This is a genomic window from Paucilactobacillus suebicus DSM 5007 = KCTC 3549 (assembly GCF_001434475.1).
Lineage (GTDB): Bacteria > Bacillota > Bacilli > Lactobacillales > Lactobacillaceae > Paucilactobacillus > Paucilactobacillus suebicus.
The window spans coordinates 1-17,482 of record NZ_AZGF01000043.1 but is presented as its reverse complement, the minus strand read 5'-3'; the positions used below and the strand labels follow the sequence as shown (position 1 = coordinate 17,482).

19 protein-coding genes are annotated in these 17,482 nt (G+C 41.7%); all 19 read left to right on the top strand.

Translation table 11 applies throughout. The features are described 5' to 3' along the window. Positions 1-530: 530 nt before the first annotated feature. Positions 531-707, top strand: a complete 177-nt coding sequence (locus FD16_RS12845; RefSeq protein WP_155804444.1) for a hypothetical protein — start codon at positions 531-533, stop codon at positions 705-707. 48 nt (positions 708-755) lie between these two features. Beyond that, positions 756-1,289: an HNH endonuclease gene (locus FD16_RS11500; protein WP_033386334.1), complete on the top strand. Its 534-nt coding sequence runs from the start codon at positions 756-758 to the stop codon at positions 1,287-1,289. Between the two features lie 205 nt (positions 1,290-1,494). Further along, positions 1,495-1,959, top strand: a complete 465-nt coding sequence (locus tag FD16_RS11495) for a phage terminase small subunit P27 family (protein WP_010623268.1) — start codon at positions 1,495-1,497, stop codon at positions 1,957-1,959. After that, entirely contained in the window at positions 1,959-3,851 is a 1,893-nt protein-coding gene (locus FD16_RS11490) for a terminase large subunit (RefSeq protein WP_010623269.1), read from the top strand. Before FD16_RS11495 ends, FD16_RS11490 begins: the two co-directional genes overlap by 1 nt. 16 nt (positions 3,852-3,867) lie before the next feature. Beyond that, positions 3,868-4,038 carry a DUF1056 family protein gene (locus FD16_RS11485; RefSeq protein ID WP_162097679.1) on the top strand — a complete coding sequence of 57 codons (171 nt, stop codon included), beginning with the start codon at positions 3,868-3,870 and terminating at the stop codon, positions 4,036-4,038. Further along, the gene (locus tag FD16_RS11480) at positions 4,038-5,231 is read left to right on the top strand and encodes a phage portal protein (RefSeq protein ID WP_010623271.1); all 1,194 of its coding nucleotides are present in this window, start codon (positions 4,038-4,040) and stop codon (positions 5,229-5,231) included. Before FD16_RS11485 ends, FD16_RS11480 begins: the two co-directional genes overlap by 1 nt. Next, positions 5,212-5,934, top strand: coding sequence for a head maturation protease, ClpP-related (locus FD16_RS11475; RefSeq protein WP_010623272.1), 723 nt, complete (start codon positions 5,212-5,214; stop codon positions 5,932-5,934). The genes FD16_RS11480 and FD16_RS11475 overlap by 20 nt, the downstream gene beginning before the upstream one ends. A 13-nt stretch (positions 5,935-5,947) precedes the next feature. Beyond that, a complete protein-coding gene (locus tag FD16_RS11470) occupies positions 5,948-7,183 on the top strand; it encodes a phage major capsid protein (protein ID WP_010623273.1) in 1,236 nt (411 codons plus the stop codon). Between the two features lie 69 nt (positions 7,184-7,252). Further along, positions 7,253-7,615, top strand: coding sequence for a head-tail connector protein (locus FD16_RS11465; protein WP_010623274.1), 363 nt, complete (start codon positions 7,253-7,255; stop codon positions 7,613-7,615). Then, positions 7,584-7,931 (top strand): phage head closure protein, encoded by a 348-nt coding sequence (locus FD16_RS11460; RefSeq protein ID WP_010623275.1) that lies wholly within the window; start codon positions 7,584-7,586, stop codon positions 7,929-7,931. Before FD16_RS11465 ends, FD16_RS11460 begins: the two co-directional genes overlap by 32 nt. A gap of 1 nt (position 7,932) precedes the next feature. Then, positions 7,933-8,373, top strand: a complete 441-nt coding sequence (locus FD16_RS11455; RefSeq protein ID WP_010623276.1) for a hypothetical protein — start codon at positions 7,933-7,935, stop codon at positions 8,371-8,373. Further along, positions 8,373-8,738: a DUF806 family protein gene (locus tag FD16_RS11450; protein WP_010623277.1), complete on the top strand. Its 366-nt coding sequence runs from the start codon at positions 8,373-8,375 to the stop codon at positions 8,736-8,738. Before FD16_RS11455 ends, FD16_RS11450 begins: the two co-directional genes overlap by 1 nt. 16 nt (positions 8,739-8,754) lie before the next feature. Continuing rightward, a complete protein-coding gene (locus FD16_RS11445) occupies positions 8,755-9,357 on the top strand; it encodes a phage tail protein (RefSeq protein ID WP_010623278.1) in 603 nt (200 codons plus the stop codon). Beyond that, a complete protein-coding gene (locus FD16_RS12635; protein ID WP_081479657.1) occupies positions 9,300-9,623 on the top strand; it encodes an Ig-like domain-containing protein in 324 nt (107 codons plus the stop codon). The genes FD16_RS11445 and FD16_RS12635 overlap by 58 nt, the downstream gene beginning before the upstream one ends. Positions 9,624-9,690: 67 nt before the next feature. Further along, complete coding sequence (locus FD16_RS11435) at positions 9,691-10,026, top strand: phage tail tube assembly chaperone (RefSeq protein WP_010623280.1); 336 nt, start codon at positions 9,691-9,693, stop codon at positions 10,024-10,026. Between the two features lie 212 nt (positions 10,027-10,238). Further along, complete coding sequence (locus FD16_RS11430; RefSeq protein ID WP_010623281.1) at positions 10,239-14,150, top strand: tape measure protein; 3,912 nt, start codon at positions 10,239-10,241, stop codon at positions 14,148-14,150. A gap of 29 nt (positions 14,151-14,179) precedes the next feature. Then, positions 14,180-15,019 carry a phage tail domain-containing protein gene (locus FD16_RS11425; protein WP_010623282.1) on the top strand — a complete coding sequence of 280 codons (840 nt, stop codon included), beginning with the start codon at positions 14,180-14,182 and terminating at the stop codon, positions 15,017-15,019. Positions 15,020-15,031: 12 nt separating this feature from the next. After that, positions 15,032-16,879, top strand: a complete 1,848-nt coding sequence (locus FD16_RS11420; RefSeq protein ID WP_010623283.1) for a phage tail protein — start codon at positions 15,032-15,034, stop codon at positions 16,877-16,879. 20 nt (positions 16,880-16,899) lie between these two features. Next, positions 16,900-17,482: hypothetical protein (locus FD16_RS11415; RefSeq protein WP_082603540.1), on the top strand; the 583-nt coding region annotated here is incomplete at its 3' end.

The following is a 17,482-nucleotide window of genomic DNA, read 5'->3' as shown; positions in this document are numbered from 1 at the left end:
TGTCGGACAAACATCGGAGTATGATCGGACTATTTGCCTTAAAAAAGGGTGTAAATTAGTAACATGGAAAGATTGAGATAGGTGATCGGGTAGCTCCGTTATCAGCGAAATACCAGAAACCTGTGATGGGGCTGAAGTAATCCGACTAATACTCTTCATAAAATCAGCTCCCATTTGTCCCTTAATAACCTGCGCTTCGATAGAGCAAAATGGTTTATCAAAAAGCAAGTCGCAATTGACAGTGTGAAGTCAATCGGGCTATCGACCCGTTATTTTTGTTGGCTACGGTGCAAGCAACTTAGAGGTTTAGAGCTTGCGTACATATATATGAGACGTCATAATCAGCGTCGTTAAATAAGTGAGCGGAAAATATTTTCCAAGTCGGCTACTAGGTCGGCTTTTTTTGTACATACAAAGCTAACGTGCAGCGGAATAACAATAAACATTAAGCGTACAGCACTGTTAGCTTTCTATAGTTGCATCAACATCCGTCAAGCGCGCTGACGGTTACATAGAAAGGACTGATCAATATGGTATCAAGAGCTAAGCGCACAGATTATGGATTGGTCAGTTGCCAGTATGAGCGTGACGTGATTGCTGGAATTGACAGAAGATATGAACGAGAGCGTCGTGCTAAACAGCATGACACTTTTAGTTTGCGTAGAAAACGTGAAATAAAAACGTGGAACAAGGAGACGGCCAAATGAAATGGTTAATGATAATTAACACACGACTGGCAATCATTGAGGATGATCATGCCTAGAGTACGCAGGTGTCGTCAGCCAGGATGCCATCAGATGGTAGAACTACCAGACCATTATTGCAGTGAACACTACGAGCATGAAGCAGAATACTTAGCAAGTCGTGAGAAGTGGGCACGCGGCAATCAACGTGATAAGCATAAGACACACATTTATAATACTGTCACGCGTAATCGTAGTGAGGCTAAGCAGGAACAATATAACTTCTATCGTACTAGACAGTGGGCATATCTGCGCCAACAAGTATTGGATCGAGATCATTACTTATGTCGTTACTGTCAAGTCATCGGCAAGCTCACACCAAACAGTAAGACGGTTGATCATATCGTGCCAGTGGAAGCACAGCCATCAAGCAAGGCAGACATTGATAACCTTGCTGTGATCTGCCGCAAGTGTCATCACAAAAAGACTGAATGGGAGCGTCAATACTATGGCACAGGTGATGGCAATGTGCGTACTAACGCAAAACCCGTCAATGATATTACCCAAATAAGTATGTTAATGAATAGCCAATGCCGTGAGAGCTAATATAAGCCGTTTTAAGAACGTTTAAAAAATAATGGTCAATTATATTAATGACAAATAAAAATTAACCCCGCCCCCCTTATGAAAGACGAGAAGAGCACACGCACATCAATGCGCGCGCGCGGCGCAACAAATTTGAAAATGGTTAGGTAGGGGGGGTATTCACTGCAAAAAACATACATAATTTTTATAGAAAGGAGGCAAAAGTATGCCCAAAAAGCCGTTTTATCAACAAAATGACGGTCATTTGTCATATGATCCACCGAAACATTTAGAATCGCTTGCCAAGGAGTGCTGGCGTAAAGTTGTGCCTTTTTTAGAGGAAACGAAACGAGTTAAGCGGATCGATTCAATGCTAGTTGAATCCTATTGCACCCAATATCAAGAATACCGTGATGCGTATAAAACGTTGATAGACGAGGGCGCACAGCAAAAAGTATACCGTTCTTTGCAAAATAGCGAAGGAAAAATAATTGGTAAGGATTTTACCGGTTGGAAGCAAAATCCAGCAGTTGGTCGGCTAAAAGAAGCCACCAAAAACATGAGTACATTAGGGATCCAGCTCGGATTATCGCCAAAGTCGCGTGAAGAATTGTTTAAAACAGTCCAAAGCTCCGAAAGCAAGAAATCGGCCACAGATAAGATGAAAGATTTCTTTGGTGGTGATAAATGATGAAAATAGATTTAACGCAAACACATGATGTTATTGGAGCATATCGAAGTATTGATTATGATAACGTGAGAAGCCAATATACAGATGCAGGCACCGTATATTGTTTTGACGTTTTAGACGGTAAAGTGATGGCAGGATATGATATTAAGTTAGCTTGCTTCCGCCACTTACAAGATTTATCGCGTCAGAATACTAGCGAATTCCCATATCATTATTCGTCAACCGAAGTTACCAAGATTTTGAGATTTGCTTCAATTTGTCCAGAGATCAAAACTAAGCGGCCAGTTAAATTAATGGGGTGGCAAAAATTCGTGTTGGCGATGTTGGTTGGCTGGCGCAATGAAAACGATGATAAGCGATTTACGCGAGCAATTATTTCAGTGGCGCGGCACAATGGGAAAACTTATCTGATGTCAATTATTACTTTATATAGCTATTTAATTGAATCATTGGGTGAATCTAGTCAACAATTCTTAGTGAGTTCAATTAATTTTAAGCAAACCAGTCAATTGATGAGTTATGTAAAACAGATGCTGATTGATCTAGCACAAAAAGAACCATTTAAAGATTTAATCGATGACTTAGATATTAATCAAAAGTCGTTGGCGTCACAATCTGATATTATCGTTTCCCCTAAAACATTTAGCAAAATTTTGGCAGTGACATATGAGTCCGGACAATATGATTCGTTTCACTTTAAAACAGCCATCGGTGATGAATTTGCGGACCCGAAGGTGGCGGATAATCAAAAGACATCTAAGATCACGTCTGGGCAGGTTGATGTTACCAACAAGCAATTTATTCAGATTGCGACGGCCTATCCCGATGCAACTGTACCTTTTCGTCAAGATGAACAAAGAATTGTTGCTAAAATGGAAGCCGATTATAAACGTGAAGGTGAGAACTATCTAGTTCTTAACTGGTCGCAAGATTCGGAAGATGAAATCTATAAGCCAGCAACCTGGGAAAAGAGCAACCCACTATTAGGAATGGCTGAAAAACATGACAAATTGATTCTGGATATTAAGAACGAACGTGACAATGATTTGCTGGCTGGTAATGTGATCGATTTTCAAAATAAATCAATGAACGTATGGACCCAGCAGTCGGTTGATAGTTTCCTGACATTAGATGATATTGAACGTGCCGTTATTAGCGATTTTGATAGAGATAATCGCCAAGTATATATTGGTTTTGATTATTCCATGTTCAGCGATAATACTGCTCTTGCATTTATCTACCCGTATATTGAAAACGGTAAAAAGAAATGGCACGTTGAACAGCATTCTTTCATTCCTTGGCAAAAAGCAGGCTCAATTGATATTAAGGAAAAGCAAGATGGTATTAATTATCGTGAACTAGCTAAACAGGGCTATTGCACGATCACTAGCCATCCACAAGGATTGATTAACAACGAGCAGGTTTACACGTGGATGCTGGAATATATAGAGCGGCATCATTTGGAAGTTATCTTCTTTGGCTATGATGCCTGGGGAGCAACACCAGCGATTAAACAAATGGAAATTAATACTAGTTATCCTTTGGAGGCCATTAGGCAGCGAACTAGTGAATTAAAAGACCCAACTAAATTTCTGCAAAAAATATTTGTAGAAAGCTCGGTTACCCGGTTAGATGACAAAATCATGGCCAAAGCACTTCTGAACGCTAGAATTGTTGAAGATAAAATCGGTATTCAAGTGGATAAAGCACAAGCTACGATGAAAATTGATGTGGTTGATGCCATTATTGATGCACTATATCAAGGCATGTACCACTTTGAGGACTACGGGATCGTTAATGACAAGTCACAAGAAGTGTCCAGAATGACAACGGAACAAATTGAAGCATGGCTGACTAGTTCAGAATCGGGCATGACAGATGGAGATGTTTAAAATTAGAAAATTATTAATGGCAATTAAACACTATAATGATGCAATCTGTTACGCACTAGCAGGTATCTTCGGCACAATTAGTGCGTTTTTGTTTGGCCTAATTCCAGGAATGATTTTCCTGTCGATTTTGTGGCTCATGTTTGGCTTATTAATTGATTTGCCAGCTACTAAAGGTGGTGGTCAATAATGGCTATTTTAAGAGGCAAGTTTCAAGCGTTATCTAGCAGCAAACAAGCCTACTCGTTAAGCGATGATAATATTATGAGCATTTTTGGCAATGGAACCGGCGTTCAATATGTGAGTGCTGATGTTGCCTTGCAGAATTCGGATATCTATTCGGTAGTGACCCAATTATCAGGCGATTTAGCCAGCGTTAGTTATAAGGCAAACATGCCACGTGCACAAAGTATTTTAGACGCGCCAAGTTCAACATCTAATCCACGCGGCTTTTGGCAATCAATGTTTATGCAGGCATTGCTAAACGGCGAAGCGTTTGCTTATCGCTGGCGTAATGTTAACGGCGTTGACTTGAGATGGGAATATTTGCGTCCGTCACAAGTGAGCACATTCTTACTGGAAGATGGGTCTGGATTGATATATACAGTCACGTTCGATGAACCACAAGTTGGTGTGATTCAGGCAATCCCACAGTCAGACATGATCCATTTGCGCTTATACAGCAAAGATGGTGGTAAAACTGGTATCAGCCCACTGTCAGCATTGTCTAGTGAGATTAACATTAAAGATTTATCAAACAAATTAACCCAAAACGCTTTATCACAATCGGTAACATCACCTGGTGTTTTAAAGATCAACAATGATAAAGGTTTGATTAACTGGAAGATAAAGGCATCGCATTCACGAGAGTTTATGCGACAAATGGCAGAGTCAAATAATGGTCCAATTGTCATTGATGGATTGGAAGATTGGACACCACTTGAAATTAATTCAAACGTAGCTAGTCTCTTATCGTCAGTTAATTGGACGTCAACACAGGTTGCCAAGGTATACCAAGTACCAGATAGCTATTTGAACGGTACAGGTGATCAACAATCCAGTCTTGATCAAATCAAGGGTAATTATGCCAATGCGCTTAATCGATATGCCCAGATGATTGTTAGTGAGCTAGACAACAAACTATCAGCAACCGTGACAGCCAATATTAGGCCAGCTATTGATCCGTTAGGTGATGATCTTGCGGCCAATCTTGGGGCACTTGTTAAAAATGGAGCTATCGCAACTAATCAAGTTAGCTGGTTGCTACAGCAAACAGGATATTTCCCAGCAGATATGCCGGAAGCTAAAATACAACCGACTCAACAAGTAGTTATTCAATCAAATGATAAAGGTGGTGATAACGATGACAACAGTACCAATTAAAGGCGTTATTTCGAGTGACGACGATGCCGAAGTGTACGAATTCTTCGGCTATTCTGTTGCTACTCCGACGAGTGTTCAAGATGCACTAGATGCAGCACAAGGAATGCCAGTAGTTGCAGAGATTAATTCTCCAGGCGGCGATGCTTTCGCTGGTTCTGAAATTTACACGGCATTAAAGAATTATGCCGGTGACGTGGAAGTAGATATTGTGGGCTTAGCGGCATCTGCAGCTTCGATTATTGCGATGGCAGGTGATACCGTGAAGATTTCGCCAACAGCACAAATGATGATTCATCGAGCTTCAACCGTGTCACAAGGTAATTCAGACGATTTGGCCAGTGATTTGCAAGGGCTTGACTCAACTGACCAAGGAATTGCCAGTTTATATGCTGAAAAGACAGGTATGGACGTGCAAGATATTTACAAAATGATGTCTGATGAAACTTGGATCAATGCACAAGATGCTGTTAAACAAGGTTTTGCGGACGAAGTTATGTTTGCTAAACAACCAGCAACGGTGACCAACATCGCAAATGGCTCATTATTCAGTAAAGATGTGATTTCTAAGGTTAAAACGTTGATGAGAAAAGCGGCAAAGCCAGATCCATCAAATGCAAAAGAAAATAAAACCGAAAACAATGGTCAATCTGCGGATTCTGAAATGAAGAGCAAATTGGCTATTTTGTTTGGCAAAGATAAATGAGGAGGGCACTAAGATGCCAAAAATTAATGAATTAAAGAAAGCTTTTGAAGACGCAGGCGCTAATGTACAAAATATTGAGGACAAGCGTCAAAATATGGCCATTAAGCTTGGCGAAGACCCTGACGCATATACTGCGGAAGACTTGCAAACCATTAAAGATGAATTTGATAAGGCCTCTAAAGTACGAGACTTTGCTAACGAAGCACTAGAGACCGCTCGTGCAGCCGAAATCGCCAACATGTCAAAAGAAGACATTAAGCCACTAGATAACAAGGGAAAAAATCTCAAAGACGAGTTTGTTAAGAATTTCAAGGGTATGATCAAGGGCGATCCAAAGGTTATGAACCTAGTAACATCATCGACTGACGAATCAGGCAATGCTGTTGGGTTAACAATTCCACAAGATATTCAAACAGCAATTCACACCCTGGTTCGTCAATATGACTCACTGCAACAATACGTTAACCATGAGGCAGTTACTACACAAACTGGATCACGGGTTTATGAAAAGTGGACGGATGTAACACCATTGGCTGATTTAGACGATGAAACGGCCACGATTGGTGATAACGACGATCCTGAATTAACGCTGATCAAGTACGCTATTCATCGCTACTCAGGAATTACAACGGTAACAAACTCATTGATCAAAGATACTGCGGACAACATCTTGGCATGGTTATCAAGCTGGATTGCCAAAAAGACGGTTGTTACTCGCAACGCCAAAATTATTGCAGCGATGAATGCAGCTCCAACTAAGCCAACCTTGGCAAAGTTTGACGATATTATTGACATGATCAACACTTCTGTCGATCCAGCCATCAAGCAAACATCGTTCTTGCTTACCAACACATCCGGTTGCAATGAACTATGCAAGGTAAAGGACGCAATGGGGCGTTATTTACTGCAACCTGACCCTACACAGCCAGATCAAATGCTAGTTCGTGGCAAGAAAGTAATTATGGTAGCTGACAAGTGGTTGCCAAATGCTGGGACAGCAGCAGCTCCTGTATATCCATTGTATTACGGTGATTTATCACAAGCCGTTACTTTGTATGATCGTGAAAACATGTCACTGCTGGCAACTAACATTGGTGCTGGTGCGTTTGAAAAAGATCAATACAAGATTCGTGTCATTGATCGCTTTGATGTTGAAGCCACTGATAGTGACGCATTTGTTGCTGGCTCATTCAACGCTATTGCAGATCAGCCAGCTAACTTTGCGGCTAGTGCTACAACCAACGGCTAACAATTAGCTAATCAACGTCGCCTAAAAAATACACAGTACCTAACGGGGCGGTTGTAAAGGAGTGATGACATGGCAGATAGCGTTGTATCAGTGTCAGACGTCGGCAACATGATGAACTTAGATATTGATGATTCTGATACGCTCATGAGCGCCTATATTGATGCGGCTGAACAGTATGTTAAAAACGCCGTAGGCACGGATATCACTAATTTCTACACAGATGATAGTACAAGTGTGCCGGCACTATTTAAAGTTGCCGTGATGTCACTAGCAGGCACGTATTATCAGTATCGGATCGCGATGTCGGATACGCAAACGTATGATATTGACCTCACTTTAAATAGTATTATCGGTCAACTCCGCGGTCTCTACGCACAAGCATATGAGGAGGCGTATCCGGATGACCAAACGAATCCTACCCAGTCAGTTTAATCACGTGGCTGATTTTGGAAAACAAGATAAAGTCACTACTGGTGCCGGTGTTAATATTCCAAAATTTCAGTTTGCTTTTACGCTGCATTACGCTCCTGTAACGCGGTCGTTAACCCAGCAGTATCTAGCACAACAGGTTTCTAATGCAGACACAATTGTGATCGCCATTAGGCATAATCCTAAAGTGAGTCAAAACATGTTGGTCAATATTGACGATACGGAATATGAGATATCAAGTCTTAGTGCTAATGATCAATTTGATATTAATGCCTATGATTATCTAACACTGGTCGATAATAAAAAGGTAGGCGCTTAATATGGCTGAGACTAAAGATATGGCTGATCAGCTAGGCGATTGGTTAAAGATGATTCGCAACAGCTCGCTAGATATCAACGTTCTGTGGCAAGCAGAGATTACGAAAGCAGGAGCCGAAGTGTTCGAGAAAGAACTGGAAGCAGCCACTCGTGATAAGCACTACTCTAGCCATGACGATAAGGTCTATGGGCATATGGCTGATGGGATATCTTACATGAATAGTGACATTGATGGCACTAAGAATGGTAAGTCGACAGTCGGGTTCAAAAATCGTTATCATGGCATGAACGCGATGCGATTGAATGATGGTACTAAGTCGAGACCAGGGGATCACTTCGTCACGAATTTAATCAATGATGAGAAAATTCAGAAAAAGGTGCTTCAAGCTCAATTTGATAAGTATCAAGAGCTGTTAGGTAAAGAGGAAGAAGATGAAATCTAGTGTTAGCGACGCTACGCGCAAAAAAGGTAATTGATAGTGCTAATTACGGCATGACTGCCTACACCAATAATTTACCAACCACAGAAGTCGAAAACACGGATGACACCATTATTCTAGTAACCGATGTAAGTACCAAGCCAGAATTGTATGGCAATGCTGAGATTAACGGTTTCTTTCAAGAAGTAGAAGTTCAAGTATTTTACAAATTGGATAATGACGATCCGAGTGACTTTGAGGCTGGTTTGATTAAATTGTTTAAAAATAATAATTGGTCGGTTGAAGATATTCACCCGCACACTGTGGACCCCAAGACATATCAAATGTCTGCGGTCTTTTATTTTGGATATTTAGAAATAGAAAATTAAGAAAAGAGGAAACTAAATGCTATTTGATGGTATTGCAGGTGCTTTTTTGGCACTTAAAGATAGTGATACAAATGAACTGATTGCGGATGCTACGAAAGGTCTATCTGCTAATGGTATTTACGAATTAAATCATACAGTTTTGGGTGTTGCAGAAGCTAAGATCACAGGACTTCAAGGCAAGCAAGCCCAGATTACTGGAAATAATACAATTCAGTACGTCTACAGTGATCCCACGGCCCCAACAGTAGCTCTAACAGTGAATGATTTACCAATCGACATTGGAAACAAATTGACCGGGGTTTCGGCTTCCGGATTAGGCTACGCTGATGACGGAACGGTGCCACTGGGAGCGGTAATTGTTAAAGTGCCTAGTTTACGGATGCCAGGAGTCTTTGTTTATTATGCTTTCCCAAGTGGCTCGTTTACTCTTGGTGATCCAGACTTCAAGTCTGATGATACATCGAAGAAGAACGTTACGACAGATTCTTTAAGCTTCGCAGCTATCACTGATGACAATATTGGTGGTAAGTTATATCGAACATATTTGTCTAGTGACGATGGATTCAGCGAAGACGCGATGTTCAAGGACTTATTCCCAGACTATGTATCGTCAAAATAACTTCCCCTGTAGCCGTCACAGGTGTAGCACTGAATAAGACAACAGACAGTTTAGCCGTCAATGCGACTGACAAGTTAGTTGCTACAGTGACACCAACCAATGCTACTACTACAACCGTTACATTTGCTTCAAGTGATGCAACAGTAGCAACCGTAGCATCAGACGGTACAGTAACAGGGGTTAAAGCGGGAACTGCAACAATTACGGCAACAACAGCAGATGGATCATACACTGCTGCATGTGTGGTAACAGTTACCGCCGCATAGAACAATTTCAAGTCGTCATTATGACGGCTTTTTGTATACATAAAATTAAAATTGGAGGAATTACATTATGGAAATCTACATTAAACAGCTGCATCACAAGTATCAAGTGAAACAATCTAACAAGAACATGCGCAAGGTTTACACCACCCAGCTAAAGATGGCTAAAGTCAATGATATTAACAGCAAGCCGGTAGAAGATCAAATTAAAGAGGCACTAGAATTAACGGACGCCCTAGTTAATTTTGTCAAGGAAGTACTTAATCTCAAAGGTAAGTATGCAGACATGATTGATGATCAAGAATCCGCAGAAACCATTGAGATTGCTTCATACATTTGTCAAAGAATCATGGGACTAACTGACAAGCAAATCGAAGAGGGAGCTAAAGAAGACCCAAAAAAGTAAATTGGCATGAACGAGTCCATATTTTACAAGGTAAAATAGAGGATTCAGATTATGCCGAGCAGCAAGCAATAATTCAGCTTCATTGGGGTACCAATCAATATGAAAGTGAGGACTTCTTCCGCATGGGTGAGGTTCTAGCAGCTCGTAAACCAGAGGATCGGCCTCAAGACCCATTGGACTTTTTATCAAACTAGAAAGGAGGCAATCACTAAATGGCAAAAGTAACCAATGTAATGGCGACTGAAATGGCTTTAGATGTCATGAAGGCTTCTACTGATCTAAAGGCGTTAACTCAGGTAGTTTCAGCTAATCAATCGGCATGGAAAGCACAAACGGCGGCATTAAAGTCAGCTGGTGACTACGTAGGTGCATATGAGGCTAAAGTAGAAGGACTTGGCGGTTCGATTGAGGCTCAACAAGATAAACTGGACGCTTTAAAGGATAAGCAATCCGACTTAGGACTGGAAACGTCCAAAGATGCACAGAAGTTTGTTGAATTAAAAGACAAGATTGATGAACTAAAAAGTGCTCAATTTGAGGTAGATGACTCTACTGATGATGGCAAGACTAAGTTTAAGGAACTTGGAACACAGATTTCAGAGTTAACCGAGCAACAAGACAAGCTATCACCAGCAACCGTTAAACTCGCCGAGGATTATGAGAAGTATCAACGGCAAATCAATCAAACAGAAGCCCAAATTGTCTCCTTGGAAGCACAACAAGATCGGGCTAAGGAATCCTTAGATTATCAAAAATCTGGCTTGGTTGAAGTGCAACAGGCATACGAAAATAATAACAAAGTTATGCAGGCGCATGTTGAACGTTTAAAAGCCGAAGGAAATGAAGATGAAGCCAACCGCACCAAGCTAAACGGTCTAACCGAGGGTCTTGGCAGGCTTAACGAAAAATACGATTTGCAAGTAGCAGAATTAAAACGGCTTGAATCAGCACAAAACAAAGATAATGAAGCGATAGCTAATCAAAAAGTACGTGTTGATGAAACGGCGACTGCTATGGCTAAGGCTAGAACAGAAACTAGTGAGCTACGAGCGTCTATGGAAAAGCAACCCAATGCTTATTTTTTGAGTATGCGGGATAAAGTGTTTCAACTCAAAACGGCCGAGGAAGCGACTGCTAAACAGTCCCGCCATCTCGGTGACATTATTAAAGGGAGTTTTCTTGGTAACACGTTAAGCAATGCTTTTGGTATGCTCACTTTTAATATTGGTGAAACGGTTAAAGCTGGTTATGAATCAGCCGAAGTCGCTACTGAAATGGGTGAAAAGTGGAAGAACATTGGAGCTTCTAATAAGGATGTGGCACAACTAGGGCTGTCTGTTAAGTCACTGAAAGAAAATACCAATTTATCGGCTACGGCGGTTGGGAATTTGGTCACGCGTTTCTACTCCACAACTGGGTCAGTGAAACAAGCAAACGCCTTAGCTAAAGGCGTGGGTAGTTTATCAGATCAATTAAAATTAAGTCAAAGTCAATCTGACGCTTTCGCTAATGGGTTATCCAAGATTGAATCAGCGGGTACCGTTACCAGTTCAAGCTTAGGCCGGTTGGAAAAATCAGCTCCAGGTATGTCTGCGGCTCTGCAAAAAGCAAGTGGCATGTCCCAAAAGTCATTCAATGATCTTGTATCATCAGGGAAAATGACTTCCGATCAGTTTAATCAAATCTTAGCTAAAGCATCCAATAATTATAAAGAAAATAGCACTGAATTTGATAAATCATCTGCGGGCGCTATGAAACATATGCAACAAACCTGGGCAGATACACGGCAAGCCTTGATGAAGCCACTAGTTAAAACATCTGCCACGGGACTTACTAGTTTAAACAAGGCTCTGAATAACAAGCAGACTCAGACTGGTGTAGAAAAGCTTGGTACAGGTATTGCTAAACTTGCGACCAAAGCCGCAAGTTTAATCAATTTCTTAGCGAAACATCAAACGGCTGTAGCGACCTTCGGCAAGGTGTTAATTGGTGCCTTTGCCGTTAAGAAGATCATGGGTGGTGTAACAACATTCAGTTTGGGGCTTAGTCGCATGGTGATTGCACTAAAGGGTTATACAACTGCAGCCAAGACTACTGCAGTAACTCAAAAAGCGTTAAATATTGCTATGAAAGCCAACATATTTATTGCCGTGGTTTCTGCAATTGTTGCGATTGGTGTGGCGCTAGTAGCCCTCTATAAGCACAATAAGAAGTTTCGCAATTTCGTCAATGGGATTGCGAAAGATGCTAAGAAGTATATTGGCCAAGCCGTGGATGCCGTGAAGAACCTCGGCAAATGGGCTGGAAATATTGGCAGTGGCGCCAAAAAAGGTTGGAATAACTTTACTAAGTCCACTTCTGATGGCACTAAGAACGCTGTGAAGTCTTTCTTAGGTCTGAAAAATGACGCTGGTAAACACTTATCAAACTTGTGGAATTCAGGTAAATCTACTTTCTCAAATGGGTGGAAGACAGTAACTAGTGCCTCACAGTCTGGTGCTCGTAGCGTCGGTAATTGGTTCAGCAATATGGCTGATGACACCCGCAAAAAGGCTGTTCAGATGTTTAACAATCACAAAACAACCTTTAATTCGGGCTACAATGTGCTGAACAATCTAACGAGCACCTGGCATGATTTTCAGACTGGTAAATGGGGCAAACTTGGTAGTGACTTGAAGAATACTGCTAACTCCATTAATTCTTTTGTCCATAATATCTTTGCCGATATGTACAACAAGCTTAATCAAATGACGGGTGGACGTCTGGGCGACATGGTCAAATGGTGGCAGGATAAAATGAAAGCCATTGGTGACACTGTATCGGACGCTAAGGAGTCCATTCATAAACACTTCGTGGACTTGGTTAGAGACATCATTAAGCCATTTAACGATATGCTGTCGGGATTAGAAAAAGGTATCAATTGGGTTCTGGACAAGGTCGGTGCAAGTAAGATTAGTGGCGACTGGAAAATTCCCCTGCCTAGTTACGCTCAAGGAACTAAAGCCACTCATCAAGGTGGCTTAGCTAAAGTTAATGACGGTCAAGGCGCTAATTATCGCGAAATGTACCACTTACCAAACGGTCAGATTGGTATGTTTCCAGATGTAAAAAATATGATTGTACCCTTACCTAAAGGCACTAGCGTGTTAAACGGTGATAGTTCTGCACAATTAGCCAAGGCGATGCATTTACCAGGCTATGCCAGTGGTGTGGGTGACTTCTTTAGTGGACTCTGGAATGGTGCTAAGGACGTCTTAGACGACACCGAGGATATCTTAAAGAAGCCAGCTGAGTTCATGGAATCATTATTTAATCATTTCTTGGGCAACACTTCGAGCAAGATTAGCCTAGCCAGTGATATCCTTACGAAATTCCCGATAACAGTCGCTAAAGACGCAATTAAGTGGGTTAAGAAATTGTTTGCGGATATTGCTAATCCAACAGGTACTGGAGCTAAACAGTGGGAACCAATTATTAATGAAGTTGCTGGAAGGATGCATGTTGATCTTTCAGGAGCTGGTATGAATGCTATCTTGCATAGAATCGCGCAAGAGTCAAAGGGGTCAGCAACGGTTACTAACAACTGGGACTCCAATGCTAAAGCTGGTCACCCTTCTACTGGCCTTTTGCAATATATCAAGCCAACCTTTGAACACTGGTTACCAAAAGGTTTCACCAATGATATTCATAATGGAGCTTCACAAATTGCTGCAATGTTCAATGACTCGAACTGGTTAAAAGATATTAGTGTAAAAGGTGGTTGGGGTCCAACTGGTCACAAGATGTATGCCAACGGTGGTGTTGCGACTACCGCAAGTATCTTCGGCGAGGCTGGTGCTGAAATGGCTATTCCTTTGAATACTTTGAGTTCTTCGCGAGCTTGGCAGTTACTAGGGCAAGTCGTGGACTATTACCGCGGTGGTACCTCAAGCACAACTAGCGTTACAGCAGATAACTCCGATGTAGTTGCTGAACTTAAATCAGTTAAGTCTTATCTAGCTACTTTGGTTGGCTTAGGAACTGATCAAATAACTGCTACTAAAGGGATTGGGACATTTGACCAAAAAACCCAATTAAAATATGAAGCACAGGAACTATCCAAGCAATCTTGGACGACCATTTAAATAATTAATTAAAGAAAGGAGGAATACATATGCGGTTACGACCACAGTTATATATTCAAGTTGGTTCTGATGAGGAATTTAACTTGAATGATAAAATTCCCGACTTGAAGTTCTTGGGACTTGATGGATCACCTGTCGTCAATAATGCGTATACCGATAATAACGGTGTTGACGGCTCGGTGCTTAACTATTCGACTTTTAGTCGGAGTACTATTACAGCAAACTTTTACATGCATTTCAGTGACTGGCGCAACTTTCAAGGCCTCAAGGATCGCATCTACAAGTTGTTTGACAATCGGCAAGTGATCCGATTGCGGACAGATGCACAGCCCAACATGGCTATTTATGTGCGGTCCACTAGCTTTGATATTAAACAGACGATGGATCGCTCACAAGACACTACAATCAGCATTGTCTTCGATAATCCAACCGGGTATAAATATTCCTTGTTGCGTACCGATGCCATGACAGACTTATTTGACGATTATCCACTCGGCTATGATATCCCAATCCAAACAGCGGATGATTACTATGCTACTGGCAACTCCATCACCATTTTAAACGGTGGCGATGTGGCCATTGATCCTTATTACCAGCATCATGATTTAAAGGTTAAAATCCATTATGCGGGCGATGAATTGGCTATCTACAACCACACAAATGACAGTAGTTGGCGATTAACTAAGACTTTAACCAAGTCTGACGTAGTCTTGATTGATGGTATTGATACCTATGTCAATGGTACTTTAGCCACTGATAGCACGGATTACAATACTTTAGTGCTGGACGTTGGGCAGAACGACCTTGCTATTGGCGGTAGTTCCGACTTTGATGTGACGTTTAGTTTCCCTTATGTATTCTTAGACTAGAGGTGAAGTTATTTGGATAAATTACTGGTGACAGCCCACAATGGGACAACTAAGATTCCACTGAATTGTATTCTTAACAACACCTTCTATGAACACTGGGAAGCCAATAATACTTGGGAACTCCAATTAACAGTCTATGATGACAACTCAGTCGCCTACAACTATCTCAGTGTTGAGGCAAGTCTTTATTGGGATGATCAAGAGTTTATTATCAAGCAATTTGAACCGGATTACACTGGCGGTGTGACCACGATCCAGATTGTGGCCACCCATGTCTACGCTGAAATCTCACGGATCAGACAATATAATACGAAATCAGGGACACTTACTTATACACCAGCGAGTGTCCTTTCTTATTACCTCGATGATACTACTTGCAATACTCTAGGATACACTTATGAAGTTATTGGAACTTTTGACTCTGATACAATTACCAACTTAGGCAATAACTCAGGTCAAGACATGCTAAGTCAGATTCTCAGCACGTGGCCAACAGCGATTATCTATCCAGACAATAAAAATATTCGGGTGTACTCAGCGGATGCTTTTGCCGTGGATCATGGCAATCGGATTGATTATTTGCACGATACTAATGAAGTCACGTTGACGTATGACTCTACCAGCATTGTTAACTCAGTTAAGTGCTACGGAGCAACCGAAGATACATCATCAACGACTGATGACACAGACGATGATACCGAAACCTATTACTTCACACCGTTTGTCGTTCAAGATGACGACAGTGTGGCCGAATGGGGTATTCATAGTGGCGAAGATATCTCGGATGATCGATTTACTATCGCCGCTGACATGAAGGCTTATGCGTTAACTCAACTGGTCACCGAGCCAAGTTTATCCATTGAGATCAAGTCCTTACAGAACATGAAGCCGATTGCCGGTGAAATCAGACGACTAGAGGTTCGGCCAATTGGGTATGCCACTAAGGTTCAAGTGTTGGAATATCAGTACTACCCATTTGATCCGAGCCAAGAAACTGATATTGTCTTGAATAACACGGCCAAGACCATCATTGATTATCAATTGAAGCTGGCCAGTAATGCCGCTAACTTAGTGGCTCAACAAAAGAACAAAATTAACAGTTTGACTAGCACCATTGATACTTTGGCCAGCACTACAAGTAATCTAACGAGTTCAGCGAAGACAACCGCTGAGACGATTGCGGACTTGCAAGCCCAAATTGCGGCCTTACAAAGTTCTTCTTCTTCGGACTCCGACAGTTCATGGACATCAGGCAGCATGTTTGTTGATCTGTCATCTAATAATGGGACTACCTCAACGACTGATCAGGCCGCTAGTTGGTACACCAGTCTTTATAGCAAGGGTGTTAAAGGCGCCATGATTAAGCTAACTCAAGGTAGCGATAGTGGAACGGATTACACCAATCCAATTTTTGACTCCCAGAAAGCCAATGTGATTAGTGCGGGTATGAAATATATCGGATCATTCCACTACTTTACCGCTACGTCAGTATCAAATGCGACGGCAGAAGCAACACACTTCTTGGAAGAGTTGCAATCACGGAGCATTGACAAAAGTACCATTGTGGCTTGTGACGTGGAAGCTAGTGGACTAAGCACTGACGAAGCAACACTCACGAGTGAGTTAGCTGCGTTCTTCAAAGTCTTAGCCGATGCCGGGTATTCAAAGACATGTATCTATGCCTCTGAATCATGGTTTACCAGTGGCAGATTTACCTTTGCAGATACCGGGGCAGTTTATCGTTGGGTTGCCGCATGGGGATCAACGAAGCCAACCACGTGTGATGCTTGGCAATCCGCAGACACCTTTAATGGGCTTAGTTTGGACACTGATTACAGCTACAATGAAGCCTTTGTCTAATAGTAGAAAGGAGAATAAAAGTGTCACAATATCGAGATTTTACGCATATTGAGACGGTCAATACGATTGATCAGTCGAAGTTATCCGCGGAAGTATTACAGCTGGCTACATGGATATCTAACAAGGCTTACGGTATAGACGTGCGCGAAGCCCTTGTCCGAGCAGTTGAGACAATCGGTGCGTTAGAACATGATTATGATGATGGTGTCAATTATCTACGGAAACTTCAAGTTGATGCGACGATTGAAGACATCAAGACCATGCTTGAGGCAATCAAAGACACGCCAGTAGCCAGTTTACAAGCAGAACTTAATAATTATCTCACGATTGCTAATCAGTTAGCAGTCACCGTGAACTTAACTAGTACCGATGGTGAACAACCATATTTTACGGGAACTATGTATACCTATGGTTTTGGGGTGCCACAAGAGGCTGATAAACCAGCGGGTGGCCAAGAAACTTTTCAGATTCACGTGAAAACTAATGCGATTGGCAGTCGCAACTACAATTTACTGGTAAATTCGTCAGAGATATTACTGCAAGACAGCGATTTTCAGTTTACCAGTGCCACTACGGCCACCTTGGCTTCAAACAGCAAACATA

Coding starts and splice junctions, on each gene's coding strand:
- FD16_RS12845 (WP_155804444.1), top strand. CDS start 531: ATGGTATCAAGAGCTAAGCGCACAGATTATGGATTGGTCAGTTGCCAG.
- FD16_RS11500 (WP_033386334.1), top strand. CDS start 756: ATGCCTAGAGTACGCAGGTGTCGTCAGCCAGGATGCCATCAGATGGTA.
- FD16_RS11495 (WP_010623268.1), top strand. CDS start 1,495: ATGCCCAAAAAGCCGTTTTATCAACAAAATGACGGTCATTTGTCATAT.
- FD16_RS11490 (WP_010623269.1), top strand. CDS start 1,959: ATGAAAATAGATTTAACGCAAACACATGATGTTATTGGAGCATATCGA.
- FD16_RS11485 (WP_162097679.1), top strand. CDS start 3,868: ATGGCAATTAAACACTATAATGATGCAATCTGTTACGCACTAGCAGGT.
- FD16_RS11480 (WP_010623271.1), top strand. CDS start 4,038: ATGGCTATTTTAAGAGGCAAGTTTCAAGCGTTATCTAGCAGCAAACAA.
- FD16_RS11475 (WP_010623272.1), top strand. CDS start 5,212: ATGACAACAGTACCAATTAAAGGCGTTATTTCGAGTGACGACGATGCC.
- FD16_RS11470 (WP_010623273.1), top strand. CDS start 5,948: ATGCCAAAAATTAATGAATTAAAGAAAGCTTTTGAAGACGCAGGCGCT.
- FD16_RS11465 (WP_010623274.1), top strand. CDS start 7,253: ATGGCAGATAGCGTTGTATCAGTGTCAGACGTCGGCAACATGATGAAC.
- FD16_RS11460 (WP_010623275.1), top strand. CDS start 7,584: ATGACCAAACGAATCCTACCCAGTCAGTTTAATCACGTGGCTGATTTT.
- FD16_RS11455 (WP_010623276.1), top strand. CDS start 7,933: ATGGCTGAGACTAAAGATATGGCTGATCAGCTAGGCGATTGGTTAAAG.
- FD16_RS11445 (WP_010623278.1), top strand. CDS start 8,755: ATGCTATTTGATGGTATTGCAGGTGCTTTTTTGGCACTTAAAGATAGT.
- FD16_RS11435 (WP_010623280.1), top strand. CDS start 9,691: ATGGAAATCTACATTAAACAGCTGCATCACAAGTATCAAGTGAAACAA.
- FD16_RS11430 (WP_010623281.1), top strand. CDS start 10,239: ATGGCAAAAGTAACCAATGTAATGGCGACTGAAATGGCTTTAGATGTC.
- FD16_RS11425 (WP_010623282.1), top strand. CDS start 14,180: ATGCGGTTACGACCACAGTTATATATTCAAGTTGGTTCTGATGAGGAA.